The following is a 26,137-nucleotide window of genomic DNA, read 5'->3' on the forward strand; positions in this document are numbered from 1 at the left end:
CAATAACAAACCACCTCTGAGTCAGTTGCCATGTTCAATCGTCTGTTGTCCGTCCTGCATCGTCCGACCTTACTTAAAGGGTTGGGGATCGTCTCACTGTCACTGCTGACGGCCTGTCAGCCCACCGATACCACATCCCCGGATACGGTGGCGGTGGACGCCCAGCCGCTGACTTTCTGGTACGACCGGCCCGCCGAGGCCTGGACCGAAGCGCTGCCGCTGGGTAACGGTCGCCTCGGTGCCATGGTTTTTGGCGGGGTGGATCATGCCGTGTTGCAGCTGAACGAGGACACCGTCTGGGCCGGCGGCCCGCAGAATAACGTCAAGCCCTCGCTCAAGCCCCATCTGGAAAAAGTCGCGGAACTGGTGCTCGCCAACCGCCACGAGGAGGCCCAGGCCTACGCGGACGAGCACATCAAGTCTCATCACGATGGCATGCCTTACCAGACCGTGGGCAATCTGGTCATCGATCCGCAACACCCGGCGCAGGCCAATGAATACCGTCGCACGCTGGATATCGGTCAGGCGTTGGCGCAGGTCCGCTACGAGGTCGACGGCGTGACCTACCAGCGGGAGACGTTCGCCGCCCTGTCCGCCCCCGTCATTGTGACCCGATGGACCGCCAGTGAGGCCGGAAAACTGGATCTGGACTTGGGTTTCAACAGCCCCATGGAGCATAGCGTTTCCGTGGACAACCAGCGCCTGCGAGTGGAAGGCAAGGGCGGTGACCACGAGGGCGTGGAGGGACAAATCCGCTTTACCGCACTGGTCAATCCGATTCTGGAGGGCGGCACGCTGGATAGCACCGATACCGGGTTACGAATTCGCGGCGCCGACAGCGTGACCGTCTACACCGCCATGGCCAGCAACTTTGTCCGCTATGACGATGTGTCCGCGGACCCGACGGCCCGAGCCGAGCAGCACCTGGCCGACGGCCTGCGCCGTTCTTACGAGGAACTCCGCTCGGCCCACATCGCCGCCTATCGGGATCAGTTCGATCGCGTCTCCCTGGACCTCGGGCCGGCGCCAGCGGAGGACCAGCCCACGGACCAGCGCCTGGCGAACTTCCGTGAGCAGAAGGATCCACACCTGGCGGCGCTCTACTTTCAGTTCGGCCGTTATCTGCTGATCAGCAGTTCCCAGCCCGGCACCCAGCCGGCCAACCTCCAGGGCATCTGGAATGATCAACTGACGCCACCCTGGGACAGCAAGTACACCCTCAACATCAACGCCGAGATGAACTACTGGCCGGCCGAGTCCACCAACCTGTCCGAACTGCACGAACCACTGTTCGGCATGCTCAAGGATCTTTCGGTGACGGGTCGGGAAAGCGCGCGGGAACTGTACGACGCCGACGGCTGGATGGTGCACCACAACACTGATATCTGGCGCATTACCGGCCAGGTGGATGGAGCCTATATGTGGGGCCAGTGGCTGGGCGGCGCCGCCTGGCTCAGCCAGCATATTGGCTACCGTTACCACCATACCGGCAATCGGGATTTCCTCGCCGAGCATTATCCCATTCTGCGCGATGCGGCGCGCTTCTACGCCAGCGTAATGACGGAAGATCCGGATACCGGCTGGCTGGTTCTGGTGCCCAGTAATTCCCCGGAGAACGATTACCTGCACCGGGATGACGGGGTGCAGGCCGCCATCGACGCCGGCGTCACCATGGACAACCAGTTGGTCTTCGACCTCTTCTCTCTGGTTGTGGAAGCGGCCGAGGTGCTGGGGCAGGATGCGGAGTTGGCAGCGGAGCTGAGACAGTTGCGCGACCGGTTGCCTCCCATGCAGATCGGCCAGCATGGGCAACTGCAGGAATGGTTGCAGGACTGGGACAGCCCCGAAGACAAGCATCGCCATGTCTCCCACCTGTACGGCCTGCATCCGAGCAACCAGATCTCGCCCTACCGCACCCCGGAGCTGTTCAGTGCCGTGCGCACCAGCATGGAAATGCGCGGGGATGAGTCCACCGGTTGGTCCATGGGCTGGAAAGTGGGTATCTGGGCGCGCCTGCAGGATGGCAACCGCGCCTACAAACTGCTCACCGATCAGATCAAACTGGTCACCGAGGACAGCGCCCAGTTTGAGGCCGGCGGCACCTACGCCAATATGTTTGCGGCCCACCCGCCGTACCAGATCGACGGCAACTTCGGCGTGACCGCAGGCATCGCGGAGATGCTGGTGCAGAGCCACGACGGCGCCATTCACCTGTTGCCGGCGCTGCCGGATGCCTGGCCGGAGGGTGACGTCAAAGGGCTGGTAACCCGAGGTGGCTTTATCATCGATATGCGCTGGCGTGAGGGCAAAGTCAGTGAACTGAGTGTCCGCTCGACTCTGGGCGGCCCTCTACGCTTGCGCGTGCACTCGGAGCTGACACCGGCCGGTGACTTCGCGCTGGAGCCGGTCCGGGAGGGCGCACCGAGCGACAATCCGCTGCTGCAGGTCCCGGTGATCAAACCGCCCATCATTCACCAACCCGAGGCGGTGCAACCGGTGGACGTGGCGCCCAGTCAATTGGTGGAAGTGGTAACAGAGCGCGGCGAAATGTATCATTTCCGTCGTTGATCGGACACGGGCTTTTTGAGGAACGACGCGATGTTTGACAGTAAAGAGCACTACGGCAAGGTAACCCGGTTCTTCCACTGGGGAATGGCCGTGTTGATCCTGTGGCAGTTCCTGACCGTGGGCTCTCGGGTCCTGATGGAAGATACCGCGGTGGAGCAGTTTATGTGGGGAACGCATAAACCGTTGGGGGTGCTCCTGTTGTTGCTCATCGCGGCGCGTATTACCTGGGCGCTGCTGAACCTCTCGCGTCGGCCCCCGTCAGTCAACCTTCTGGCAACCCTCGGCCATATTGCGTTGTATGCGCTGCTGCTGATCGTTCCCACCCTGGGACTGCTGCGCCAATATGGCTCCGGCCGATCGTTTGAACCTTTCGGTATTCCGTTATTCAGTGGTTTTGAAGGGAAAATTGAATTTCTGGTGGAGCCCGGTAACTTACTGCACGGCTCTCTCGGCTGGACACTCCTGGCCCTGATTGTCGGCCACATCGCTATGGCCGTCTGGCATCGTAAACGCGAAGGGGCAATCGACGTTCTGCCCAGAATGTGGCGCTGAGCCGCGCCCACCCCACGTCATCGACACGACATGGGTGCCCTACAATCGGAGTCGCGTAGGGCACCGGTGCGGTGGCGCCTGAACGTGGGGCAGACTCTCAATTGAGCTCAAACACAAACCGGTTGCGTACACCGTGTACGTCCACCGCCACACCGTCCTGTACTCGTGGCTGATACTTGAACTGCTCCGCCGCGGCAATGGCCGCCCGATCAAATACCGATGTGGTCTGGCCCTCGGTGGTGACTGCTTCCACAATCACCACATCGGCCGTTCTTCCGGTGGCGGTGACCGTATATTCCACCGTCACGAACCCCTCGATACCGCGAGTTGCCGCCAGGCGTGGATACTGTGGTGCGACCTTGACGACGGCCATCAGATCACCGCCGGTGGAAACCGTAAGGGTTTGAGTGCGAGACAGCGAGGGTAACGCAACACTGACCTCGGTGACCGAGGTCACCTGTGTCTCCACGACCGGCTCGGCGATCGGCTCCGGCGCCCGGGCGGGAGGTTCTGGTCGGGTGGGTGCTTCGATGATGGCTTCAATGGGCTCCGGCTTGGCCATGACCACCGGTTCGATTTTCGGAGGGTCGGTCACTACCGGCAGTTCAAAGTCGGTGTTGATCAGAGAGTACATCAGTAACAGCAGGCCGAAGGTGGTCACCAGGGCCATGGGTGGGGCATAGACATGGGAAGCGCGCATAGGCTTGATCTCCTTGATCCATGAGAAAGTAGAATCATTCCCACTTTCACTGTAAGCCTAGTTCGCGGTTATTACGCCAGCAAAGACGAATTGGAAATATTCCCGAGGTTTGAACCACTGATTCGCTATAAAAAATCCGGTATCTACCCGGTGCGCGTATTACAGTGCGGCGGATCCATTGTGGTGCTTGCGATAAGCCAGCGGTGTCGCGCCCAGCATCCGTTTGAAGTGGCGAATGAAGCTGCTGTGATCGTAAAACCCGCAGTCCAGCGCCACATCGGAAATGGGCGCCTTGCTCGTGCGCAGGTGCTCGCAGGCAATCAGGATCCGCAGCCGGATAATATACTCCCGCGGACTCGCCCCGAAGGTCTCCATAAAGCGGCGTTCCAGCTGGCGCTGGGAGAAACCGAACTGTTCGGCAATCTCGGGGATGTTCAAGCGCTGGGCGTAGTGAGAGCGGATGTGTTCCACCACTTTAAAAACCGGCAGTTCGGGGTGATCGTGCATGCGCTCGTAGCTTTGCACGATACCGCACAGCCCGACCACACCGCCTTCGCGGTCAAACAGCGGCACCTTGTGGGTGACGCACCACTCCGGTAGGCCCTCACGGGTCGGGAAAAGCTCAATCAGATCATGCAGCGGCTCGGCGGTCGCAAAAACGGTCGCATCATCCCGCCGAAATTTTTCCACCATATACAGCGGAAACAGAGTGTCATCCCGGCGGCCGTACAGTTCGTCGGCGGAAGCGCAGCCGCAGCGCTCGGCAAAGGCCTGGTTGCCCGTCATGATGTGCCCTTCGCGGTCTTTGACGAAGTAGAGCACGCTGGGCATAAACTCGAAAATCCGCCCTGCGGAGTATCGGGGGTCGAGCTGAGCAAGCCAGGGATCGAATTCATTCATGTCGAAATAATACAATTTTTTTACGACAAGGTACAAGCCGCGGCTGTTCAATAGCGCTAGCATGAGTCCCAGTAATAAATCTAATGAATGGGGAGTACCGCTATGCAATTTGGCGCCAGCACCTGGCTTTGGACATCGCCCTTTACCAGTGACCAGGTGGAGCTTCTGGAGAAGATCGCCGGTCTGGGCTTCGACTTTGTCGAGTTTCCGGTTGAAGACCCCGAACACTATGCGGTGGACGAGCTTCGGCCCGTGTTGCGTGATCTGGGCCTCGATGCGGTGGTTTGCTCGGCGGTGGTAGGTGAGCGCGATCTCAGTGCCGAAGACCCGGCCATTCGACGAAAAGCCCTCGATTACTTCGGTTCCTGCCTGAAACTGGCCGAGGGCCTTGAATCGGAGGTACTGGTCGGCCCCCTGTACGCCCCCGTGGCCAAGCCCCGACTGTCGACCGAAGCGCTGCGTCAAGCGGAGTGGGAACGGTCCGTCGGCAGCCTCACAGAGTTGTCCCGCACCGCCGGTGAACACGGTGTCCGGCTGGGCCTTGAGCCGCTCAACCGGTTCGAGACCGATATGGTCTGCACTGTGGCCGACGCCCGGCGCATGCTGGCCGATGTGGACAGCCCGCATCTGGGCATCGCCCTGGACAGTTTTCATATGAATATCGAAGAAACCGATTTTCTCGACGCGGTCCGTCAGTGCGGTGACAAACTGGTGCATGTGCAGGTGTCCGACAGTCACCGGGGCGTTCCCGGTGAGGGCAACAGCGATTGGGCCGGGCTGCGCGAGGGGCTGCGCAGCGTGGGCTATGACGGCAAGCTGTCGATCGAGAGCTTTTCACCGGACGCGTCCAGTCTCGCCGAGGCAGTATGCATCTGGCGCCGCTTTGCTCCCAACCAGGACGAATTCGCGCGCCGGGGGATCGCCTTCCTGCGCGACTGGTGGGCACACATCTGATTCTGATGACCTGACGCTACGTTAACGAGAACGAGAAATCCGCGCCGCGTAGGTCAGGTAAGCAAAGCGCACCTGACGGGTCAGGTTGAAACCTCTCGGCGCATGACGAATTAGCAACGACATTCTGAGTAACAGCATTAGACAGGAGAGTGATTATGAGCAAGCTGAAAGTAGGACTGGTCGGACTGGGCTTTGGTGCCGAGTTCATCCCCATTTATCAGGCGCACCCGAATGCCGAAGTCGTGGCCCTGTGCCAGCGCAACGAAGCGAGCCTCAACGAGCTGGCGGACAAGTTCGATGTGCCCGCCGGCGGACGCTACACCACCTATGAAGACATGCTGGCCGACCCCAATGTGGACGCGGTGCACATCAACACCCCGATTGGCGATCACGCCAAGCACAGCATCATGGCCCTGGAAGCGGGCAAGCATGTGGCCTGTACGGTTCCGATGGCCACCAGCGTGGAAGATTGTGAGCGCATCGTGAAAGCCACCAAAGCCAGCGGCAAGGTTTACATGATGATGGAAACCGTGGTTTACAGCCGTGAGTATCTGTTTGTGAAGGAAATGTACGACCGGGGCGACTTGGGTCGCATTCAGTTCCTGCAGGCAAGTCACCAGCAGGATATGGACGGTTGGCCCAGCTATTGGGAGGGGATGCCGCCCATGCACTACGCCACGCATTGCGTCGGTCCGGTGCTCGGTTTGCAGCGCAAGCTGGCCAGCCAGGTGCAGTGCATCGGCTCCGGCAAAATCCGCGACGAGTTTGCCGGCATTTACGGCTCGCCCTTCGCCATCGAATCCTGCCACATCCAGATGCAGGACTCGGACGTGGGTGCCCGCATCTATCGCTCCCTGTACGATACCGCTCGCCAATATCGCGAGAGCTTCGATGTGTACGGTTCAGAGAAGTCCTATGAGTGGCCTCTGATCGAGGGCGAAGACCCGGTCATGCACACCCGGGGCAAGCCCGAGCCGGAAGTGCCCGAGCGCGTCAAGGTGCCGGATTACGCTCACCTGTTGCCGGAAGAAATTCAGTCCTTCACCGGCCAGGGCGTGTACGATGAAGAGCACGAACACCTGAGCTTCACCCAGGGTGGTGGTCACGGCGGTTCGCACCCGCACCTGGTGCACAACTTCATTCGCGCTGTGCTCGAAGGCTATAACGCTTACCCGAACGTGGTGGAGTCCGCCAACATTACCTGTGTGGGTATTCTGGCCCACGAATCCGCTATGGCCGGTGGCGAAGTGAAGACCATGCCGGCGTTTGCGCTTGAGGTGGAGTAGCGCCTCATCGAGAACCCAGAAAAACAATAATCCATAGAGACCGGTTTGCCCGGTGGCGGTCACGCGCCGGGCAGCCTGATACCAACACAGTGAAATAACGGTAATAATATGAATAAATTCGAACAACAATGGGCCGCGTGGCGGTCCCGGCTGGGCACGGTCATCCTGTCGGCGTTGTTACTGCCGGCCATCGGTTGCTCAAGCGGCGATCGCGATGCATCGGTCGCCAGCACTACCGAGGCGTCGCAAGACGGTGTGATCAATCTGCTGTTCATTGGCCACGGCCATCGCGAGGGCGACGGCATCCACATGTCCTACCGTAACGCGCCCCTGTTCAACCAGTCGCTGGGCCGCGAAAAGATTTTCATGGAGTACGTGGAAAATCTGGATCGCCTGAGCGAGGAAGGGCTGGAGGACGTCGATGCGGTCATGTTGTACGCCAACTACAACGAACTGTCCCCCGAGCGGGAAGCGGCACTGCTGAGCTTCGTGGAGGAAGGCGGCGCCTTCCTGCCGGTCCACAGTGCCAGCGCCTGCTTCGGCCATTCCGACGCCTTTGTCGATCTGGTCGGTGGACGCTTCAAGAGTCACGGTGCCGGTGAATTCACCGCGACCATCGCGCCGGGGCAGGAAAACCATCCGATCATGAAAGGTTTCCAGACCTTTGAAACCTGGGATGAAACCTACGTTCACGCCGATCACAACGAAGAAAACCGCACCGTGCTCATGCAGCGCGAGGAAGAGCCCTGGACCTGGACCCGTGAGCAGGGTGAAGGCCGGGTGTTCTACACCGCCTATGGTCACGATGAGCGCACCTGGGGTCAGCCTGAATTTCACGACCTGTTGATTCGTGGCATCCTCTGGGCCGTGGGCGAGGAGAAGCGTGAAGCCAACCGCGCGCTGGTAGAAACCTTGCCCGAAGCCGCCTATGAAGAAGCGGGTACCATTCCCAACTACCGTCGTATTGAGCCGGCCCCGAAATTCCAGAAAGCGTTCAGCGTGGAAGACTCCATGGCCCTGACCATGGTGCCGGAAGGCTTTGAATTGCAGTTGTTTGTCAGTGAGCCGGATATCGTCAACCCCATCGCCTTTACCTGGGATGAGCAGGGTCGCCTGTTCGTGCTGGAGTCCGTCGACTACCCCAACAATCAGGCGGAAGACGGCCGAGGTAACGATCGTATCAGTATGTGTGTCGATACCGACGGCGACGGCCGGGCCAATGGCTGCGAAGTGTTTGCCGAGGAGCTGAGCGTGCCCACCAGCATTACCCCGCTCAACGGCGGTTTTGTGGTATCCCAGGCGCCGGACTTTCTGTTCCTGAAAGACACGGACGGTGATGACAAAGCCGACGTTCGTGAAGTATTCAATACTGGCTGGGGCACCCGGGACACCCATGCCGGGCCATCGAACCTGAAATACGGCCACGACAATCGCCTTTGGGGCGCGGTCGGCTACTCTGAAGCACCGGAAGATGAAAGCGGTGAATCCTTCCAGAATGGCGTCTACCGGATGAACCTGGATGGCACCGATATCGAGCCGATCGGCCAGTTCAATAACAACACCTGGGGCCTGTCGTTCAGTGAAGACTTCGAGGTGTTCGGCTCCACCGCCAATAATGCCCCCGTCTTCCATGTGCCTCTGTGGCGCAGCTACGTTTACGGTAAAGATGAAGACGTGGTTCCCGGGCTGGCGGCCCAGGCTTACGACTTCCCCAACATCTTCCCCTCTACCTATAACTTCCTCCAGGTGGACTTTCACGGCCGTTACACCGCCGGTTCCGGGCTGAGCCTCTACACGGCGCGAACCTTCCCGGAAAAATTCTGGAATCGTGGCGCCTTTATGGGCGAGCCCACCGCACATCTGCTCGGTCAGTTTTTTATCGACGCGCAACCCGATAGCGTCGGGTACAAAGCCAAAAACCGTGGTTCGATTCTGAGCAGTACCGATGAGTGGCTCTCGCCGGTGCAGATGGACGTGGGCCCCGACGGACACTTGTGGGTCGCCGACTGGTACAACTTCATCATCCAGCACAACCCGATTCCCTCCAAAGAATCCGCCGGTTTTGATGCCGAAGAAGGCAAAGGCAATGCCCACGTCAACCCGCTGCGGGACCGGGAGCGGGGCCGGATTTACCGGCTGGTGGCCAAAGACGCCCCCGAGTATGAGCCGCTGGATCTGAGCAACGCCGACACTGAAACATTGGTGGACACCCTGTCCAACGACAACATGTTCTGGCGCATGACCGCCCAGCGCCTGTTGGTCACCGAACAGCGCACCGATGCCATACCGGCCTTGCGGGCCATACTGACCGGCAACCCGGATCGTGATTCACTGGGCCTGGATGTGGCTTCGATTCATGCCATCTGGACGCTACACGGCCTGGGAGCGTTTACCGTCACCGACGAAGCCTCGGACACGGCCGTACGTAACGCCTTGCGCCATCCGTCCGGCGCCACCCGCAAAAACGCGGTACAGGCATTGGTCGAAAACGCCGCGCCGGCGGATCTGGCGCTGGCGGCCGAGTCTATTGACGATGAAGAACCGCGCGCGCGGCTCTGGGCAATGCTGGCCCTGGCCGAGCAGGCGCCTTCGGAGCAGGCGGGTGAGCAGTTGCTGCGTCTGCGCACCGAGCTGCCGGTCGATGAGTGGAGCGCTCAGGCATTCAGTCTCGCGGCGTTGAATAACGACGCTCATTACTGGAAGGCGTTGAATGATTCGGACATTACCGTGCAGGGTCGCTTTCTGGAAAACTTTGAAAGCCCCGAACGCACGCCCGAGTACCTGCTGGCCAAACGTTTTCTCGCTGAGGAAGCGGACGATCTGACTGACACCCTGAAGGACTGGACGGCGCTGCCCGCCGGACGCCTCGGGTTGATGAGCCTGGCGGTGCTGGATCTCTGGCGCGACCGCGGCGCCGAGCCCAGCGATGCCGAGCTGGCTGCTTTTCAGACCGTGGTTGACGAGTTGGACAGCGAATCGCAGATGGCCCTCAAACTGCGCTCTCCTGGCTTGGACCTGAACTTCGGGCAGGTCGAGGAAGAGGCTTATGCCGAGTACCACAAAAAACACGGTTTTGAGCCGAGCTTCCGACAGTGGAGCAGTGCCTCCAAAGGGGAGACGCTTTACCAGCAACATTGCGCAGGCTGCCACGGTGGCGACGCCGGCGGCGATCGCGCTCAGGCAGCGCCCCCCATTGCGGGCATCGAGAACTGGTACGCCCAGGCCCAGCTGCAGAAATTCCACGCCGGTGTGCGCGGTACCCACTTCCGGGACCCGAACGGCATGTCGATGCGTGCGGCGCTCGAGTTTCTGAAAAGCGAGTCTGAGCCCATTCGTCCGATCGCTGATCTGTCGCGTTACTTGAGCGAGCTGGAAAGACGGGAAACCGTTGCCACCGTCGAAGGCAACGCGAGCGCCGGTGAGCAGCATTACGCCGTCTGTGCTTCATGCCACGGTGCCGAAGGGCAGGGCAATCGCGAACTCGGCGCCCCAGCACTCGCCGGCCAGGCGGACTGGTACCTGCTGAATCAATTGCAGAACTACCGCTCCGGCGCCCGCGGCAGCGACCCACGCGACCCGCTCGGCCAACAAATGGCCACCTTCGCCAACACCCTGCCGGATGAGCAGGCTCTGAAGGATGTCGTCACCTACATCCGAACCCTGGATGGCGAAGAGTAGTTCAATCTAACTCCGGCGGATGCGCCTACGGCTCCGAAGCGTCGGACCGATCCGCCCTACGGGTACTGCGGAGGTTGCGTAGGGCGGATAAGCGAAGCGCATCCGCCGTTACCCAAGCCGATAGCCCGTAGATCGGATTAGCCCCGCAAGGGGCATAATCCGACTCCACTCAATATCAGCTCCCGAAAGTTGTTGGCCTGGTTCCTGCTTATTCCCTGCCATAATGAGAGTGCTCGACGCGAGTGCTGAGTGGCACTGGCGACGATGAATCGACCTGTGCTCGCAATGCGCCAAAATGGTACACCACCCGGCGGCGTATGACTTATTGCGGTGCACCTCCAGTGTGGGCACCTCTGAAGACAGCCGAACGGGAGACGACGTGATCGATATCGGTAGAGTAAAAGCCATCTGGCGTTATCCCATCAAGGGGATGGCGGGAGAGCACGTCGAGTCGGTCCAGCTGGGCCCAATGGGGGTGCCGGGGGATCGCGTCATGGCGGTGCAGGACGTGGCTCGACAGGAAATTCAAAGTTGCAAATTCCGGCCACAGCTCCTCCAGTGCCGAGCCCAAACCGTAAACCCGCAGACGCTCGACGGCCCCATCGAAATTCAGTTCCCGGACGGCTCCCGCCTGTCCGCGACCGATCCTCAAACAGATCGACGTCTCTCGGCATTGCTCGGGCACGAGAGCCGTTTACAGCGGTTGCGCCCGGCCAGCGACGAGGCTTTTTACCGTCGATACAAAGCGGACGATCACACCTGGCTAGAGGAACTGAAAGCAACCTTCGAACGCGAGCCGGGTGAGCCGTTGCCAGCGCTGGACCAACTCCCCGAGGAAACACAAAACTATGTTTCACTGCGGGGAAGCTTTTTCCTGGTCTCTCCGTTTCACATCGTTTCTACCGCGAGTCTGGTGCACCTGGCGGAGCTGAATGCCCAGGCCGATTGGGATATCGAACGGTTCCGTCCCAATCTGGTGATTGAAACACCACCGGGCATGACGGGGTTGGCCGAACAGGCCTGGTTGGGAAAGGCGCTGAGAATAGGTAGTGCGCGAATAGAGTGCTCCGAACCCGCTCCCCGGTGCGGCGCGGTTGTGCGAGCGCAGCAGGGCTTTGGTTCGGATACCAGTATACTGCGGACGATTGTCCGCGAGGCCGATCAAAACCTCGGAATTTATGGCGATGTCACCGACAGTGGTCAGATTACTGTGGGAGATCGCGTGTTTATTGACAACGGCCCAATCAAGTAGTGGGCCGTGATGTGAGCGCTACTGGGCGTTGCTGTCCATTTCTTGCGCCATGGTTCGAAAGGCTTCTACCAGGGTGTCGGCCTCCTGCGCCCCGGAAATCAGATAACGCTGATTGACCACAAACGCCGGCACCGCCGTCACCCCGGCGTTCTGGTAACTGCGTTCCTCCTCCATCACCGCCTGCCCAAACTCGTCGCTCTCCAGGATCCGCTGCGCCTCGTCGGCATCCAGCCCGGCGGCCTTGGCGCAACCGATCAATACGCCGGGTTTTGAAACATCCTCGGCACGGCCGAAATACGCCTCAAACAGGGCTTTTTTCAAAAACGTGGCTTTGTCCTGGGGCGCCGCCCACTTGAGCAGCCGGTGCGCATCAAAGGTATTGCAGGTATAGCGTTCCTGCATTTTCTCAAAGTTGAGCCCCAACGACTTGGCAATGCCCATCATCTCTGCCTGGGCCGCCTGCATCTCCGCCTCCGGCCGACCGTACTTGCGCGCCAGTGCCGGCAGTATCGGCTCTGGCTGGGCGTCATCGTCCGGATTCAGCTCAAACGCACGCCACTGCTCGGTAAACTCGATCTCCCCCGCCAGCGCCCGCTTCGCCTGGTCCAGCCGGGCATAGCCAATGGCACACCAAGGGCAGGCTATGTCGGACACGATATCGATATGTAGGTGCTTCATGGGGTACTCCGCGACACATTTGATGACTCAGTGTACCAGAGGCGGGATACGGTGCAGGCTGCTCGGGATGGCGGCTATTGAGCGCTTGATAAGGGGCGTGTGGAGAGTCAGTAAAGGCCTTGACGCGGCGTCAGGATGCCAGCGTCAGCTCGGTGAAACGGCGGGTAGGTGACTTGAGGCGTTTCTCGATAGCCTCCGTCCCTTCACCGGTCTCGATAGCGCTCGAGCTGGCCACCGCTCTCTGAATACGGGACCGGGATACGGTGATTTTGGTGGTAGACGTGGACTTGCGGACCATATAGGTACTCCCAAGATGGCTCAACTCAGTTAATTATAGCATTCGGGGTGTTAAAGTGTCTCGCCGCAGACTCCGAAACCGTTGAAAATGGTGCCACGCACGTCTCGGGCTCAATGCAGACAACACCTCTTGTACTTCTTACCGCTGCCGCAAGGGCAGGGGTCATTGCGCCCCACTTTTGGACCCGTCTGCACCGGCTGCGCAGAGGGAGGTGGGGCACGCAACTCCAGGCTGCATGCGTGCAACTGACGGGCGGCGACCGGTACGGTGTTCGCCAAAGTCGGTAAGCTTTCGGGGCTTTCGTGCTGAATTTGTTCGAACATCTCCCCTGTTCCGAAAACGTTGATCAGGCCGAGAAAGTAGAGGTACTCCTCCGGTAGACTTTCCCACGCATCGCCGGCGGCCATAATGGCTCGGGTGTAACCGGTGCACCAGTCTTCTACGCCATACACGTCCTGACGCTCTTGAGGTTCGTTGAATACCGGGTAGAACTCATCGGGTTGATCAATCAGGGTATGGATGATGCTATTCATGTACTCAAACACCAGGCCAAAAAAACGCTCGAATTCACCCTCCGAGGACCAGTTTGGCTCTTGCTCGGGCCCGCCCCAGAGAGCGCCTATCCACTGACTGGGCATAACCGGCTCCGGGCTTGAGGCAATGGATGTCAGAAACCCATCCAGTGCGCTGATGTTGGGCAGAGACGCCGGCGTACCGTAGTCGCGCAACACTTGGGCCAGAAACGCCATATCCTTCGCCGGAAGCCCGCGATCCACAGGCCTGTAGACGTCCCCCGTTGGCAGCTCGTCGAGCTCTGCGGCAAATTCGGCCGCCAGATCGCCGCCCAAATCGTAGTCCCATGCCTCATCATAAGGATTGGGGAATTCGCCCTCGGGCGTATCGACGAACGGATGGGGCGCCAGGCCACTGCCAAAGCGGTACAGGCCATCGTCCATAAACCGAGGCACCGGGTCGAAACGCTCTTTTTTGCCCTCCGGGTTCTTCGCGGTTTTGGGCAGGTCGCTGATGTAACGCCCCAGGGCAAACGCCTGCTCCGGGTCGAGCTGCGCCAACTGCTCGTGCGCCAGGGTCTCCCGAACCCACTGCTCGGCCTCGGTGACATGGCCGTTCACGCTCGGGTCCGTATTGCGGACATACACCATGCCGGCGGCGCGCTCAGTGAAATTCTGCACTACCTGTTCAAACTGATCGTCGTCCACAAAGCCACCCTCGACCATCAACTCAAACAGGTTGCCGACCCAGGCCTCGACCAGATCCACCCAGAACTTCTCCGGGGACGGGCGCTGACGGTATGGAAGCAACAGCGTGAAGCGGCTATGGGCCTCCACCGCTATGGCTGTGTAAAGACCACTGCCGGGCCGATTCTCGATCACATGGCACTGCCAACTCACCAGATCAGCGTTGGTGATCAACGGCTGGGTACCCACCCGCTTACCATCCGGGCTGGGCAGCCGGTCAAAAGTGCCACCCAGCCATTTTTCCAGCGCTTTGGTGGCGGCGACATGGACGAACATTCTGGGAGTTGGCATAACGAATCGGTTTGTCAGTGAGTGGGTGTGTAGCGTCAAACCGTAATGCTACCCCATCGCTACGGCGCCTGCGACGTGGAACGATGGTTGAAACTGGCCTTTGAGCCGAATATCGAAACTAATCGGCTCATATGTTGAGCTGAATGCCGACGATAACCGGCCAATGATACGTATCCGCATAACCCGGCACTCGCTCACATTCCGGACAGTACCGGGCTAATCTGGCTTGACTGTATCTCGTTTGAGATACAAAATAGGGTGTATTTATGCTCTGGAGGTCGCGCTTATGGCCCATACATCGATGCTGCATGTTAGGGTGGACGACAAACTCAAGGCGGATGCGGCGAACAAACTGGCCGATGTCGGCCTGACTGTGTCGGACGCCGTCCGTATTCTATTGACTCGTGTCTGCAAAGAAGGGGGCTTGCCCGCAGGCCTTACGACCGATGAAAAGGCTCACGACCTCTGGTTTCGGGAGAAGGTCTTGGAGGCACTGGCGGACACTGGTCCAGGAAACTCTCATCAACAGGTTATTGATGAAGCCCGGGCTGTAATTGAAAGGAAGCAGAGTAATGACCGACATACACTGGTCGGCGCTGGCTCGCGCTGATCTCTTGGACATTGTCGATTACATATCAGACGATAACCCTGTGGCTGCGCTGCAGGTCTTGGACGACATTAACACCAAGGTCGGCCAGCTAGCACACTTCCCACAATCGGGCCGCTTGGGCAGAGTTGAAGGAACCCGGGAGTTGGTCGTACTGGCGAACTATGTCGTTGTGTACCAAGAGGATGCGATTGCACCGCGTGTATTGCGAGTGTTACATGCCGCGCAACAATGGCCTTCGACGCCGGAGTAGAGCGTTAGAAGCCGAAGCTGAAAATCCCCCTCCGTGTTCAATATGCTTTTCCTATTTCGGCATTGGTACCGGAAAATCCAATCCTGTAAAGTACTGGCTAGACAGAAAAGCCGTTCAGAGACATGGATATGCAGCCCTTACTGACACCCAGCCCGCTCGATTTCGACGTTTTCGCTGCACCTCACTCCGTGCCCAGCCAAAATCGGGAGGCCGGTAAATGAGCCAGGGTGAACTGATCATCTACCGCACGGATGACGGGCAGGCGGAGATCCAGCTGCGTGCCGAGGGCGACACTGTCTGGTTGACACAGGCCGAAATGGCCGGACTTTTTGATACCACCCCTCAAGCCATAACCCAGCATATTCGGGCGATCTACGGGGACCAGGAGCTGGACCCGGAGGCAACTTGTAAGGAACTCTTACAAGTTCGCCAAGAAGGAAAGCGTAGGGTCCGTCGGCAGCTCAAGACATACAGCCTTCCCATGATCCTCGCGGTTGGCTACCGAGTGCGCTCCCCCCGCGGCACCCAATTCCGCCAATGGGCCACCGCACACCTGGAGGAGTACCTGGTCAAGGGCTTCATCATGGACGACCAGCGCCTGAGGGAGCCCGGCGGCTGGGACTACTTCGACGAGCTTCTGGCGCGCATCCGTGACATCCGCGCCTCCGAGAAGCGCTTTTACCAGAAGGTTCGCGATCTATTTACCCTCTCCAGCGACTACCAGCCTGGCGACCAGGCAGCCCAGCAGTTCTTCGCTGAAGTCCAGAACAAACTGCTCTACGCCGTCACCAGTAATACCGCCGCCGAGCTGGTGGTACACCGTGCCGACCCGCAGGAGCCCAACATGGCGCTGACCAGTTGGAAAGGCGCGCGGGTCCGCAAAACAGACGTCACAATAGCCAAGAATTATCTGACCGCTGACGAAGTGGATACCCTTAACCGGCTGGTGGTGATCTTCCTGGAGCAGGCTGAATTGCGGGCCAAAGGCCGGAAAGACCTGACGCTGGATTACTGGCGCAACAACGTCGACCGCCTGCTGGAATTCAACGAGAGGCCCGTCCTGCAAGGCGCGGGCGCCATGAGCGCAGAACAGGCAAAGCACATTGTCCACGAGCGATACGAGCAATTCGATACCCAAAGGCGACAAAATGAAGCGCTGGCAGCTGATGCCGAAGATCTGCGAGCACTGGAAGTGCTGGAGCAGGAGGTTAAACGGAAGGGGAAGAAGCCCTCCTAAGCTGAATACCAGAAACCGTCAATCAGCAATCTGCCCAAAATTCCCGCTCTGAAAATCCCGCATGGCCTGGCGGATTTCCTCCTCCGTGTTCATCACAAACGGCCCGTAACCAACAATTGGCTCGTCGATCGGCTCGCCACTGAGCAGCAACACCACCGCATCGCTGTTGGCCTCCAGCAACACCTCCGTACCGCTGGAGGTCAGCGTCACCAGATCCGCCTCGCGGGCGACCTCCTGGCCGTTCACCTGCACCGTGCCGGTCGCGTTGCCAAAATGCCCGGCGATCACCCGCACAAGGCCCACGCCATCGGGCAGCGACACGCTGGGAATTTGCGCATCGGTAATGCCCTGATAGCCCGGCGGCGTCATCTTGTCCTTCGCGGGCAAATTGACCCATAGCTGCACCATCTCCAGCGTGCCGCCCGCCTTGGTAAAGGCCGGGCTGTGAAACTCTTCGTGCAGAATGCCCGCGCCGGCGGTCATCCACTGTACATCCCCGGGGCCAATCACGCCGCCGTTGCCAGTACTGTCTTTGTGGGCCACCTCGCCCGCATAGACGATGGTGACCGTCTCAAACCCACGGTGCGGATGCTGCCCCACGCCACGCGGCTTGGCTGCCGGGGTGAATTCATAGGGCCCGGCATAATCCAGCAGCAGAAAGGGGCTCAGAGCCTTGGGCTGGCCGCCGTAGCTGAACAGCGAGCGCACAGGAAAGCCATCCCCGACCCAGTGGCCGGTGCCAGAAGGAACGCGTTCGATAACTGTTTTCATAGTTGTCTCCTGCGGCAGGACGATATTTAGCTCAGGTGCTCGCCGACGGTACCAGGCTGTATCGCAGCGCCCTAGACAGGCCTACCCAGGCTATTGTCGACGACATCGACATATCATACTAACATGTCGATTATTAGCGGTTTTATCGACATATTGCCCGGGAGATTGCCGGGTCACTCAATATGAATGGCGGCCACGCTTATGACATTTGAAGGCTGGATGCGGCTTAGGGGGCTTTCACCCTCTTCTATCAAAAAATATGACGGTGCTATTAAGGGGCCTATGTCCGAATGGGCAATGGACGGAGGACTTATAGAAGGCCCCCTCACATCGATTCAGAATCACGGCCAATTCGAGACCATTGCCTCGGCGTTGAGGGACCTCCCGATATATCAGGAAAGGAACGAGCGTGGTCACAATATGTACAATAGCGCGCTCAATAAGTATGCCGATTACTTAGCTGAGAAGTTCGATAGCGACGTTGAGTCAGATATTGATGCCATCCTATCTGAAAATCACACCTCAGAGACGGAGAAGAGCAACCTTATCAAGAGCCGCATTGGCCAGGGTGTTTTTCGTCAGAAGCTGATAGCGTTCTGGGGTGGCTGCTCAGTGACCGGTTACAACGACCCAGTGATGCTAGTCGCCTCCCATATCAAACCTTGGAGTGCCGCAACGAATTCAGAGAGGCTCGATCGGTACAACGGACTGCTACTGTTACCCACCCTGGACAGGGCCTTTGACTCCGGCCTGATCACGTTTGGCGAAAGCGGCGGCATCATGATATCGCCTCAGCTAGAAAGTCCCGAGCTACTATCTGTGTCGCCCGCCATGGGTGTACGGCTTCGTCCGATGCATGGTGAATATATGAAGTTCCATCGAGAGAGGGTATATCGTCATTCTTAGTTGCCTGCTCGCCGGCTCATGGGTTGGTGTATTAAGTCTCACACAAAATCGATGCGGCCCTATTCGCTTCACCAAGGCTCTTTTGGAAAGTTGGAATATCCTTTTTCGGGAGGAAGATGAGACCTACGTGCATAAGCTGGCTTCATTCGTGACCTAGATGGGAGCAAAGGGAGTGTTCCATGAACGAGCTTTTAATTCCTTTTGGAATTCACTTGGAAACGGGCGAAATTATAGAGCCTGAAGACGCGCCCAGTGGACGCGCCTGCAATTGTCTGTGCCCTGGTTGTCGATCCCCTTTATTGTCTCGGCACCCAAAGGTCAAACGTTATCACTTTGCTCACGATTCGCGCCGATACGGCAAGAAGCCAGAGGAGGACTGTCCGTTTAACTCCGCAGTAGCGGTTGCGATGATGGCGCGTGAAATGGCGAGCGAGTTGCCTGGGAGGGTACTTGAAACACCACCGTTGAAAGATAGCCTCTTCTGCTCTTCATGCGGCGGCTCGGATAGCGTTCAGGTTAGCCTCGGTGCACAGAATACAGTTGAGCGGGCACAGGCCCGTGTGAACGTTTGCGGTCATTATGTTGACTTAATGGTAGAGGTGGGAGGCTATAAAATCCTCCTGGATTTGGTGTACAAAGGTAAGCCTCCCATTACGGTGATTCCGAGTAAGCTGCAGGAGAACCAAGTCGCTCTCTTGACTTTGGATTGTGATAGCTTCTCTATATCGTCCTTTAAAAGAGACCGTAACCTTCGATTCTCAGAAGCCGTTTTGGCCTTTATGTTGAGTGACGGGGTTAAGGAGTGGGCATTCCACCCTAAGGCCGCCTCAAGTATGGAGAAAGCCAGGCGAAATCATCGGTGCGTCTCGCCAAAGCCTTCTAAGGGCTCCTTTGGAGCCAAAATTCGCCGCCGTACTCCTCCCGCTGAACAGAGAGTGGCGGAGTCTAAGATTGAGCCAAAGCACTATCAGTGCGTTATCTGTGGTGTTGAGTGGATACATGACGTCCCAAGCGCGCCTCGCTGCCCCAAGTGCCAAAACAGCCACCTCTATGCTCGAGAAGTTGATTGACTAGCCCACCAAGCTAGAGTTTTGGCGACATATTACTGCCTGATGTGGTCCTAAGCCTGACATATATCGGTGTCCGGAGTGTGGAGGAAATGGCCGCCAATGGCTTTTTGTGACTGAAGTCACAACTGGTTAGTTGCCCCAAAGTCTGGAATTGACAGTCTTGTTTAAGACAAATTAAGGTTCACATAGCTATTGAAAGGAGCTTCAAGTGAAATATCTCTCTTTTGTAATTGGCTTTGCCATTTTCCTGCAGGCTTGTGCCTCGACCCCGTCGCCTTATATTACTGAGTGTGCTCAGCCTGCGTGCGAGCGACAGGCCTCCGAACAATCACTGGCCAGCCGTGCTTCGGACGGAATAGAAGTCGTAACCAATAGTCACTTATCGTTCTATATCAGTAGCACACCAAAGAAGCTTGTTCATCAGCAGGATATGCTGTTCATCATCTTCTCTGGCGACCCGAAAATCGCCGCATCAACCTTATCAGTAAGCGATTTCGGCCTGAATGACAGTGAGCTTTCCGCTTCTTCGCTCCTAAACCTGTCGTTAATGGAAAAGTTCAGTTCGTTACCGAACAGCCTAAGCCGGGCCGAACGGCATGTCATTCGGTCAATAAAGCTGGATGCGATGAGCGGTGGCGAAGCAGTGCGTTACACCCGCGAAAATATTGCCATCTACCTCTATTCTGAAACAGACAATAAGCACAAGGCCTATGTGGTATCTGGGAGAGAGTCAACGTCCTGGACAATGCTGGACTTTTACGGTCTGACGGGAGATGACGTCAAAGACGTGCTTTCCACTATTAAACCGTTCTAATACCAACTTCTGTAAGGAGACACTATGAGCGAACCTCTTACCGCATCCGAAGTTCAAGACACCAAGGACATTCTCCAAAACTTTTACGGTGCACAAACACAGAACTGGCGGATTACCGTGAAGACTCTAGAAGTCCTGGGCCGTCTGATTGAAAAAACGAGGGCTTGTGACAGCATGATGGATTTAGTCCCTAGGCCCTTTGGTGGTGGCTCGGTAATCAAGTGGGGGCAGAAGCAGGTACGAAAAGCCGTGCTCAGAAAGTTAAAAGACGGTAGCGGGAAACACTATATTGCCTGCATGAAGGCCTCCGCCGCGTCTATGAGGACTGACTTTTATATGTCAGGCCTCTAAGCGTATTTAGTTCGCTGGCTCCCCAACGGTCACTGTACTGAGCTGTTGGGTGTTTGAAGAAAGATGGCGGATGCGCATGCTTATCCGCCCTACGGGAAGTCGTGGTGGGGCGGATAAGCGAAGCGCATCCGCCGTTGCCTGTCTGAGCTCTAGTTCAGTATTTCTCTTAAGTACTGTCCCGTATAAGACTTCTTTCGTTTGATCACAGTGTCGGGCTTGCCTTGGGCGATCACTTTGCCGCCCTGGCTTCCACCTTCCGGCCCCATATCAATCACCCAGTCCGCCTCAGCAATCACATCCAGGTTGTGCTCAATCACCAGTACGGAGTTGCCCGCATCCACCAACCGGTGTAGCACGTGCAGCAGTTTGTCCACATCGGCCATATGCAGACCGACGGTGGGTTCGTCGAGTACGTAGAGGTTGTGGGCTGACCTTCTTCCTTTGTTGTCTTCCGGGGTCATGTTGGCTTTGCTGAGTTCGGCCACCAGTTTGATGCGTTGGGCTTCGCCACCGCTTAATGTTGGGCTTTGTTGGCCCAGGGTCAGGTAGCCCAGGCCCACGTCCTGCAGCAGGCGCAGGGCGTGGTGGACTTTGCTGATGGGGGCGAAGAACTCGACCGCCTCGTCGATGTTCATGGCGAGGACGTCGCCGATGTGTTTGCCCTTGTAGGTGACGCTCAGGGTTTCGTCGTTGAAACGCCAGCCGTGGCACACGTCGCAGGGCACGCGCACGTCGGGGAGGAAGTTCATCTCTATCTTCTGTTCGCCCTGGCCGCCGCAGGCGCTGCAGCGTCCGTCGCCCGCGTTGAACGAGAAGCGCGCAGGGGTGTAGCCGCGCAGTCTCGCGTCCACGGTGCCTGCAAAAAGTTTGCGGATGGTGTCCCAGATGCCGATGTAGGTGGCCGGGCAGGAGCGCGGGGTTTTGCCGATGGGGGTCTGGTCCACTTCCAGGATGCGGTCGACGCTTTCCCAGCCGGTGATCTGGCTGGCGCCGGTCCAGGTCTGTTTGGTTTTGCGTTTCTGGGCGATGGCCTGTTTCAGGTTGGGGTAGAGCACGCCCCGAATCAACGTACTTTTACCGCTGCCGCTGACGCCGGTGATGGTCACCAGTTGGCGCAGGGGAATGCTCACATTGACCTTGCGCAGGTTGTTCTGGTGAGCGCCCTCGATGTGCAGGCTCTCTTTGTCCCAGAGCTGACGCATGGTGGCGTTGCGCAGGTCGGGCATGGGGTGACGCAGCGGTTCGGAGAGCATCTGCCCGGTAAGCGAGCGCTTGTTGCCCATCACCTGTTTGAGGCTGCCGTGTGCTACCACTTCGCCGCCGTTGACGCCCGCGCGCGGGCCCATGTCGATCAGGTGGTCGGCTTCGCGGATGGTGTCTTCATCGTGCTCGACCACGACCACGGTGTTGCCCTGTTGTTGCAGCTCGCGCAGGGTGTCGATCAGTTTGCGGTTGTCCCGGGTGTGCAGGCCGATGGTGGGTTCGTCCAGTACGTAGCACACGCCCTGGAGGCTGGAACCCAGTTGCGCCGCCAGGCGGATGCGCTGGGCTTCGCCGCCGCTCAGGGTGGGCGCGGCGCGGTCCAGGCTCAGGTAGTCGAGTCCGACTTTCTGCAGGAACTGCAGGCGGCTGTGCATTTCCGCCAGCAGGTCCCGGGCGATGGCCTGTTCGTTGGTTTTCAGTTTGAGTGTTTTGAACCACTGCTCGGCGGCGTCCACGGGTAGCGATGCCAGCTCGGCAATGGAGCGGTCCCGGAAGCGCACGGCGAGGGCGGTGGGGTTCAGGCGTTGGCCGTTACAGCCCGGGCAGACTTTTTCCGTACCCGCTTCTTCGTCCGGCAGCCAGGTGCGCTCCTCGCCAGTCTGTTCTTCGTCAAAGCCTTTGATGATTTGCCCGGTGCCGTAGCAGCGCTGGCACCAGCCGTGTTTGGAGTTGTAGGAGAAGAGGCGCGGGTCCAGTTCATCGAAACCGTCGCCGCAGCTCGGGCAGGCGCGCTGGGTGGAGAACAGGCGTTCGCCGGCGGCTTGCTTGCCAGTACGTTTGTCGACGGGCGCCACAATCACAATGCCGTTCCCAAGATCCAATGCCTGTTCCAGACCATCCATCAAGGCCCGTTCGTTCTTGGCGGAAACGGTGACGTCGGTCAGCGGCAGCTCGATGTTGTGTTCGCGGTAGCGGTCGAGCTTGGGCCAGTTGTCGGTGGGTTGGTATTCGCCGTCCACGCGCAGCCTGGTGTAGCCGCGGGCGGCGGCCCACTCGGCCAGTTCGCGGTAGATGCCCTTGCGCGCCACCACCATGGGCGCGAGCAGCGTGACTTCGCGCTGGCGATAGTCTTTCTGCACCCGCGCCAGAATGGCGGCGGGCGTTTGCGGCTCGATGGGCACCTCACATTTCGGGCAGTGCTGGGTGCCGAGCTTGACGTAGAGCAGGCGCAGGTAGTGATAGATTTCGGTCAGGGTCGCCAGGGTACTTTTGCGGCCGCCGCGACTCGTGCGTTGCTCAATGGCCACCGCCGGGGGGATGCCGTAGATGGCATCCACATCCGGGCGCGAGGCGGGCTGCACAAACTGCCGGGCGTAGGCGTTCAACGATTCCAGGTAGCGACGCTGGCCTTCGCCGAAAATCAGATCAAAGGCGAGAGTGCTTTTGCCACTGCCGCTGACGCCTGAGATGACCGTGAGCTTGTCGCGCGGAATGGTGACGTCGATATTCTTCAGGTTGTGTTCGCGGGCGTGGTGCACGCTGATGACCTGATCGGTTTTGCGCTTGCGCTTTTTCGCGGGCGCGGGCAGAGCGACCCCTTGCGTCAAGGACGCGTCGTACTCGCGCAATGCCTGGGCGGTATAACTGTTGTTGCTGGCCATGATCTCGGCTGGGCTGCCCGCCGCCAGCAGTTCCCCGCCGGCGTCGCCGCCTTCCGGCCCAATATCGATCAACCAGTCTGCAGCGCGAATCACATCCAGGTTGTGTTCGATCACCAGCAGCGAATGTCCTGCGGCCTGCAGTTGCCGGAAGGCGCCCATGAGGGTGGCGATGTCGGCGAAGTGCAGACCGGTGGTGGGTTCGTCGAACAGGAACAGGATGTGCTCTTTGTCTTTTGCTTTAGTGTTCGCCAAATGCCCCGCGAGCTTCAACCGCTGCGCTTCACCGCCGCTAAGGGTGGGCACGGCCTGGCCCAATTGCACATAGTCGAGGCCCACGTCCGCCAGCGGTTGCAGGCTGCGCTGGACCTCGGGTTTATCGTGGAAGAACGCCAGCGCTTCGGCCACGGTCATCGCCAGGGCGTCGGCAATGGACAGCGCCCGGCGACCCTCGTCGGCATCCTGCAGCAGTTTCACTTCCAGAATTTCATCGCGGAAGCGTTTTCCATCGCAGTCCGGGCAGCGCAGATACACATCGCTCAGAAACTGCATTTCCACATGCTCGAAGCCGTTGCCCTGGCAAGTGGGGCAACGGCCGTTGCCGGAGTTGAAACTGAAGGTGCCCGGCGTATAGCCGCGCTCTTTGGCCAGGGGTGTGGCGACAAAGAGTTTACGAATGGCGTCAAAGGCGCCCACGTAGGTGGCGGGTGTGGAGCGGGTGGTTTTGCCAATGGGGCTCTGGTCGACCATCACGGCCCGGTCGATCTGGTCCAGCCCGTCGATACGTTGGTGAACGCCGGGCGCTTCGGTCTGCTCGCCCAGGTGTTTGAGAGTCGCCGGGTAGAGTATCTGGCGCATCAGGGTGGATTTACCCGAGCCGCTCACACCGGTCAGGCACACCAGCTGTTTCAGCGGAATGGTGACGTCGATGTTTTTCAGGTTGTGTTCGCTGGCGCCGTGGATGGTCAGTGCCTGTTTTTCTGAAGTGCCCTCGATAGCGTGTGGGCTGGACACCTGTTCCTTGCCGCTCAGGTAGCGGGCGGTAAGGTTGCTCGCCTTGCGCATCAATGCGTTGGGCGTGCCGAAGAATTCGATATTGCCGCCGTGGCGGCCCGGGCCGGGGCCGATATCCAGAATGCGGTCGGCGGCGAGAATCACCTGGGGGTCGTGCTCCACCACCAGCAGGGAGTTGCCGGCGTCGCGCAGGCGGTGCAGCACTTTGACCAGCCGCTGAATATCGCGCGGGTGCAGGCCGGTGCTGGGCTCATCCAGCACGAACAGGGTATTCACCAGGGAGGTGCCCAGCGCCGTGGTCAGGTTGATGCGCTGCACTTCGCCGCCGCTCAGGGTTCGAGACTGGCGGTCCAGGGTCAGGTAGTCCAGGCCCACTTCGCACAGGTAGCCCAGCCGCGAACGGATTTCTTCCAATAGCAGTTGTGTGGGTTCGTCGGCGTTGGCGTCACCCATCTGCTCGAAAAACTCACCGCAGCGTATCAGGGGCAAACGCATCACATCGGCAATGTTGAGACCGGGCAACTGGTTGAACCGATCCGCTGCCAGCGTGTTGCCTTTGGGCATAAAACGGGCACGACCGGACAGCGCCTGTTCGGCCGCCTCGAAGGAGCCTACCCGCCACCAGAGCGAGGCGGGTTTCAGGCGGGCGCCGCCGCAGTCATGGCAGGGCGTGTAGGAGCGGTATTTGGACAGCAGCACCCGGATGTGCATTTTATAGGATTTGCTTTCCAACCAGTCGAAAAATTCCTTGATGCCGTACCAGCGCCCGCTGCTCCAGGAGCCTTCACCCTCGCCCTGAATGACCCACTGTTGTTGCTCGTCGGTCAGCTCCGCCCAAGGTTTGGTGATGGGGATGCCGCGCTTTTTGGCGAAGCGAATCAGGTCCCGTTGGACTTCGTTGAACGACGGCGTCTGAATCGGTTTGATCGCGCCGTCCTTCAGGCTCAGGCGCTCGTCCGGAATCACCAGGCCATAGTCCACCCCGATAATGCGGCCAAAGCCCCGGCAGCTGTCACAGGCGCCCAAAGGCGAGTTGAAGGAGAACTGACTGGGCGTCGGCTCCGGGTAGTCGATATCGCAGCTCGGGCAGTGGTGGTGGCTGGAAAAACGTTCCGGCTTGCTCACCGTTTTATCGGCGCCCATCGGGTAGATCAGCACATGGCCCTTGCCGTAGTGCAGGGCGGTTTCCACCGCCTCGGTCAGCCGACCCCGATTCTCGTCGGTCAGCTTGAGCCGGTCCTGCACCACTTTCACCCGGCTGCCGTCCCGCTCATGGATGCGGGCATAGCCCTGCTGGTTGAGCAATTGCAGCACTTCATCGTCGCTGAGCGTCTCCGGCACGGTAATGGGCAGGCATACCATCAATCGCTGGCCATTGGGCCAGTCCCGATACAGGGCTTCCACCACGCTCTGGGCGGTGTCGCACACCACCTCCCGGCCACAGCCCTGGCAATACAGATGGGCCAGGCGGGAGAAGAGCAGCTTCAGGTAGTCGTTCAGTTCGGTCATGGTGCCCACGGTGGAGCGGGAAGTGCGTACCGTATTGCTCTGCTCGATCGCAATGGCCGGCGGGATGCCGTCGATCAGGTCCACCGCCGGCTTGTCCATCCGGTCCAGAAACTGACGGGCGTAGGCGGAGAAGGTCTCCACATAGCGGCGCTGGCCCTCGGCGTAGATGGTATCGAACGCCAGAGTGGACTTGCCCGAGCCGCTGACGCCGGTGACCACCACCATCTCTCCCAGGGGGATATCCAGATCCAGGTTCTTCAGGTTGTTCTGGCGGGCGCCGCGGACAATGATGGCATCGTGGGACATAAGCGGGGGACAACTCCGGTGT

At 59.2% G+C, this 26,137-nt stretch carries 20 protein-coding genes; 13 read left to right on the top strand and 7 right to left on the bottom strand.

All coding sequences use genetic code 11. From position 1 onward, the window contains the following. The first annotated feature begins 30 nt into the window (after window positions 1–30). Both N645_RS0114220 and N645_RS0114225 read left to right on the top strand, forming a co-directional pair. Window positions 31–2,568 (top strand): glycoside hydrolase N-terminal domain-containing protein, encoded by a 2,538-nt coding sequence (locus N645_RS0114220; RefSeq protein WP_024462181.1) that lies wholly within the window; start codon window positions 31–33, stop codon window positions 2,566–2,568. 30 nt (window positions 2,569–2,598) lie between these two features. Then, window positions 2,599–3,120, top strand: a complete 522-nt coding sequence (locus tag N645_RS0114225) for a cytochrome b (RefSeq protein WP_036161450.1) — start codon at window positions 2,599–2,601, stop codon at window positions 3,118–3,120. Between the two features lie 97 nt (window positions 3,121–3,217). On the opposite strand, the gene N645_RS0114230 is transcribed toward N645_RS0114225, so the two are convergent. After that, on the bottom strand, window positions 3,218–3,820 hold the full coding sequence (locus N645_RS0114230) for an energy transducer TonB (RefSeq protein WP_024462183.1): 603 nt from the start codon (window positions 3,818–3,820) through the stop codon (window positions 3,218–3,220). A 159-nt stretch (window positions 3,821–3,979) separates the two neighbouring features. Continuing rightward, the gene (locus N645_RS0114235; RefSeq protein WP_036161879.1) at window positions 3,980–4,720 is read right to left on the bottom strand and encodes an AraC family transcriptional regulator; all 741 of its coding nucleotides are present in this window, start codon (window positions 4,718–4,720) and stop codon (window positions 3,980–3,982) included. A 102-nt stretch (window positions 4,721–4,822) separates the two neighbouring features. Here N645_RS0114235 and N645_RS0114240 point away from each other — a divergent pair, with 102 nt between their 5' ends. From N645_RS0114240 to N645_RS0114255, 4 genes are all read left to right on the top strand, one after another. Then, window positions 4,823–5,674, top strand: a complete 852-nt coding sequence (locus N645_RS0114240; protein ID WP_024462185.1) for a sugar phosphate isomerase/epimerase — start codon at window positions 4,823–4,825, stop codon at window positions 5,672–5,674. A gap of 155 nt (window positions 5,675–5,829) precedes the next feature. Next, complete coding sequence (locus tag N645_RS0114245; RefSeq protein ID WP_024462186.1) at window positions 5,830–6,960, top strand: Gfo/Idh/MocA family protein; 1,131 nt, start codon at window positions 5,830–5,832, stop codon at window positions 6,958–6,960. A 108-nt stretch (window positions 6,961–7,068) separates the two neighbouring features. Continuing rightward, window positions 7,069–10,638, top strand: a complete 3,570-nt coding sequence (locus N645_RS17195) for a PVC-type heme-binding CxxCH protein (RefSeq protein ID WP_024462187.1) — start codon at window positions 7,069–7,071, stop codon at window positions 10,636–10,638. A 343-nt stretch (window positions 10,639–10,981) separates the two neighbouring features. Then, window positions 10,982–11,890: an MOSC domain-containing protein gene (locus N645_RS0114255; protein WP_202960802.1), complete on the top strand. Its 909-nt coding sequence runs from the start codon at window positions 10,982–10,984 to the stop codon at window positions 11,888–11,890. A gap of 18 nt (window positions 11,891–11,908) precedes the next feature. Here the strand turns inward: N645_RS0114255 and N645_RS0114260 are convergent, their stop codons facing one another. The 3 genes from N645_RS0114260 to N645_RS17600 all read right to left on the bottom strand — a co-directional run bounded on the left by N645_RS0114260 (window position 11,909) and on the right by N645_RS17600 (window position 14,416). Further along, on the bottom strand, window positions 11,909–12,568 hold the full coding sequence (locus N645_RS0114260; protein ID WP_024462189.1) for a DsbA family oxidoreductase: 660 nt from the start codon (window positions 12,566–12,568) through the stop codon (window positions 11,909–11,911). A gap of 130 nt (window positions 12,569–12,698) precedes the next feature. Beyond that, a complete protein-coding gene (locus N645_RS18215; protein ID WP_193744991.1) occupies window positions 12,699–12,866 on the bottom strand; it encodes a hypothetical protein in 168 nt (55 codons plus the stop codon). A 110-nt stretch (window positions 12,867–12,976) separates the two neighbouring features. Next, the gene (locus N645_RS17600) at window positions 12,977–14,416 is read right to left on the bottom strand and encodes a UPF0149 family protein (protein ID WP_081666186.1); all 1,440 of its coding nucleotides are present in this window, start codon (window positions 14,414–14,416) and stop codon (window positions 12,977–12,979) included. A 286-nt stretch (window positions 14,417–14,702) separates the two neighbouring features. Here N645_RS17600 and N645_RS0114275 point away from each other — a divergent pair, with 286 nt between their 5' ends. From N645_RS0114275 to N645_RS0114285, 3 genes are all read left to right on the top strand, one after another. Continuing rightward, complete coding sequence (locus N645_RS0114275; RefSeq protein ID WP_024462191.1) at window positions 14,703–15,026, top strand: type II toxin-antitoxin system RelB/DinJ family antitoxin; 324 nt, start codon at window positions 14,703–14,705, stop codon at window positions 15,024–15,026. After that, window positions 14,989–15,276: a type II toxin-antitoxin system RelE/ParE family toxin gene (locus N645_RS0114280; RefSeq protein WP_024462192.1), complete on the top strand. Its 288-nt coding sequence runs from the start codon at window positions 14,989–14,991 to the stop codon at window positions 15,274–15,276. Before N645_RS0114275 ends, N645_RS0114280 begins: the two co-directional genes overlap by 38 nt. 217 nt (window positions 15,277–15,493) lie before the next feature. After that, window positions 15,494–16,513 (top strand): virulence RhuM family protein, encoded by a 1,020-nt coding sequence (locus tag N645_RS0114285; protein WP_024462193.1) that lies wholly within the window; start codon window positions 15,494–15,496, stop codon window positions 16,511–16,513. Window positions 16,514–16,531: 18 nt separating this feature from the next. Here N645_RS0114285 and N645_RS0114290 read toward each other — a convergent pair whose 3' ends face one another. Then, complete coding sequence (locus N645_RS0114290) at window positions 16,532–17,284, bottom strand: pirin family protein (RefSeq protein WP_024462194.1); 753 nt, start codon at window positions 17,282–17,284, stop codon at window positions 16,532–16,534. Window positions 17,285–17,485: 201 nt separating this feature from the next. Between N645_RS0114290 and N645_RS0114295 the strand changes: the two genes are divergently transcribed. From N645_RS0114295 to N645_RS0114310, 4 genes are all read left to right on the top strand, one after another. Then, the gene (locus tag N645_RS0114295; protein ID WP_024462195.1) at window positions 17,486–18,190 is read left to right on the top strand and encodes an HNH endonuclease; all 705 of its coding nucleotides are present in this window, start codon (window positions 17,486–17,488) and stop codon (window positions 18,188–18,190) included. Between the two features lie 179 nt (window positions 18,191–18,369). Continuing rightward, a complete protein-coding gene (locus N645_RS18395; protein ID WP_238559263.1) occupies window positions 18,370–19,260 on the top strand; it encodes a hypothetical protein in 891 nt (296 codons plus the stop codon). 208 nt (window positions 19,261–19,468) lie between these two features. Continuing rightward, on the top strand, window positions 19,469–20,074 hold the full coding sequence (locus N645_RS0114305; protein ID WP_024462197.1) for a hypothetical protein: 606 nt from the start codon (window positions 19,469–19,471) through the stop codon (window positions 20,072–20,074). 24 nt (window positions 20,075–20,098) lie between these two features. Next, window positions 20,099–20,425, top strand: coding sequence for a hypothetical protein (locus tag N645_RS0114310; RefSeq protein WP_024462198.1), 327 nt, complete (start codon window positions 20,099–20,101; stop codon window positions 20,423–20,425). 149 nt (window positions 20,426–20,574) lie between these two features. On the opposite strand, the gene uvrA is transcribed toward N645_RS0114310, so the two are convergent. After that, complete coding sequence (uvrA, locus tag N645_RS18555; RefSeq protein ID WP_024462199.1) at window positions 20,575–26,115, bottom strand: excinuclease ABC subunit UvrA; 5,541 nt, start codon at window positions 26,113–26,115, stop codon at window positions 20,575–20,577. Window positions 26,116–26,137: the final 22 nt, after the last annotated feature.

Origin of the sequence: Marinimicrobium sp. LS-A18 (genome assembly GCF_000463525.1) — a bacterium.
GTDB classification, from domain to species: Bacteria; Pseudomonadota; Gammaproteobacteria; order Pseudomonadales; family Cellvibrionaceae; genus Marinimicrobium; species Marinimicrobium koreense.

Excerpts from the sequence above, each read along its gene's own strand:
- N645_RS0114290 (WP_024462194.1), bottom strand. The coding sequence starts at position 17,284 with ATGAAAACAGTTATCGAACGCGTTCCTTCTGGCACCGGCCACTGGGTC.
- N645_RS0114240 (WP_024462185.1), top strand. The coding sequence starts at position 4,823 with ATGCAATTTGGCGCCAGCACCTGGCTTTGGACATCGCCCTTTACCAGT.
- N645_RS17600 (WP_081666186.1), bottom strand. The coding sequence starts at position 14,416 with ATGCCAACTCCCAGAATGTTCGTCCATGTCGCCGCCACCAAAGCGCTG.
- N645_RS0114295 (WP_024462195.1), top strand. The coding sequence starts at position 17,486 with ATGACATTTGAAGGCTGGATGCGGCTTAGGGGGCTTTCACCCTCTTCT.
- N645_RS17195 (WP_024462187.1), top strand. The coding sequence starts at position 7,069 with ATGAATAAATTCGAACAACAATGGGCCGCGTGGCGGTCCCGGCTGGGC.
- N645_RS0114280 (WP_024462192.1), top strand. The coding sequence starts at position 14,989 with ATGACCGACATACACTGGTCGGCGCTGGCTCGCGCTGATCTCTTGGAC.
- N645_RS18215 (WP_193744991.1), bottom strand. The coding sequence starts at position 12,866 with ATGGTCCGCAAGTCCACGTCTACCACCAAAATCACCGTATCCCGGTCC.
- N645_RS18395 (WP_238559263.1), top strand. The coding sequence starts at position 18,370 with ATGAACGAGCTTTTAATTCCTTTTGGAATTCACTTGGAAACGGGCGAA.
- N645_RS0114220 (WP_024462181.1), top strand. The coding sequence starts at position 31 with ATGTTCAATCGTCTGTTGTCCGTCCTGCATCGTCCGACCTTACTTAAA.
- N645_RS0114260 (WP_024462189.1), bottom strand. The coding sequence starts at position 12,568 with ATGAAGCACCTACATATCGATATCGTGTCCGACATAGCCTGCCCTTGG.
- uvrA (WP_024462199.1), bottom strand. The coding sequence starts at position 26,115 with ATGTCCCACGATGCCATCATTGTCCGCGGCGCCCGCCAGAACAACCTG.
- N645_RS0114310 (WP_024462198.1), top strand. The coding sequence starts at position 20,099 with ATGAGCGAACCTCTTACCGCATCCGAAGTTCAAGACACCAAGGACATT.
- N645_RS0114235 (WP_036161879.1), bottom strand. The coding sequence starts at position 4,720 with ATGAATGAATTCGATCCCTGGCTTGCTCAGCTCGACCCCCGATACTCC.
- N645_RS0114285 (WP_024462193.1), top strand. The coding sequence starts at position 15,494 with ATGAGCCAGGGTGAACTGATCATCTACCGCACGGATGACGGGCAGGCG.
- N645_RS0114230 (WP_024462183.1), bottom strand. The coding sequence starts at position 3,820 with ATGCGCGCTTCCCATGTCTATGCCCCACCCATGGCCCTGGTGACCACC.
- N645_RS0114225 (WP_036161450.1), top strand. The coding sequence starts at position 2,599 with ATGTTTGACAGTAAAGAGCACTACGGCAAGGTAACCCGGTTCTTCCAC.
- N645_RS0114245 (WP_024462186.1), top strand. The coding sequence starts at position 5,830 with ATGAGCAAGCTGAAAGTAGGACTGGTCGGACTGGGCTTTGGTGCCGAG.
- N645_RS0114275 (WP_024462191.1), top strand. The coding sequence starts at position 14,703 with ATGGCCCATACATCGATGCTGCATGTTAGGGTGGACGACAAACTCAAG.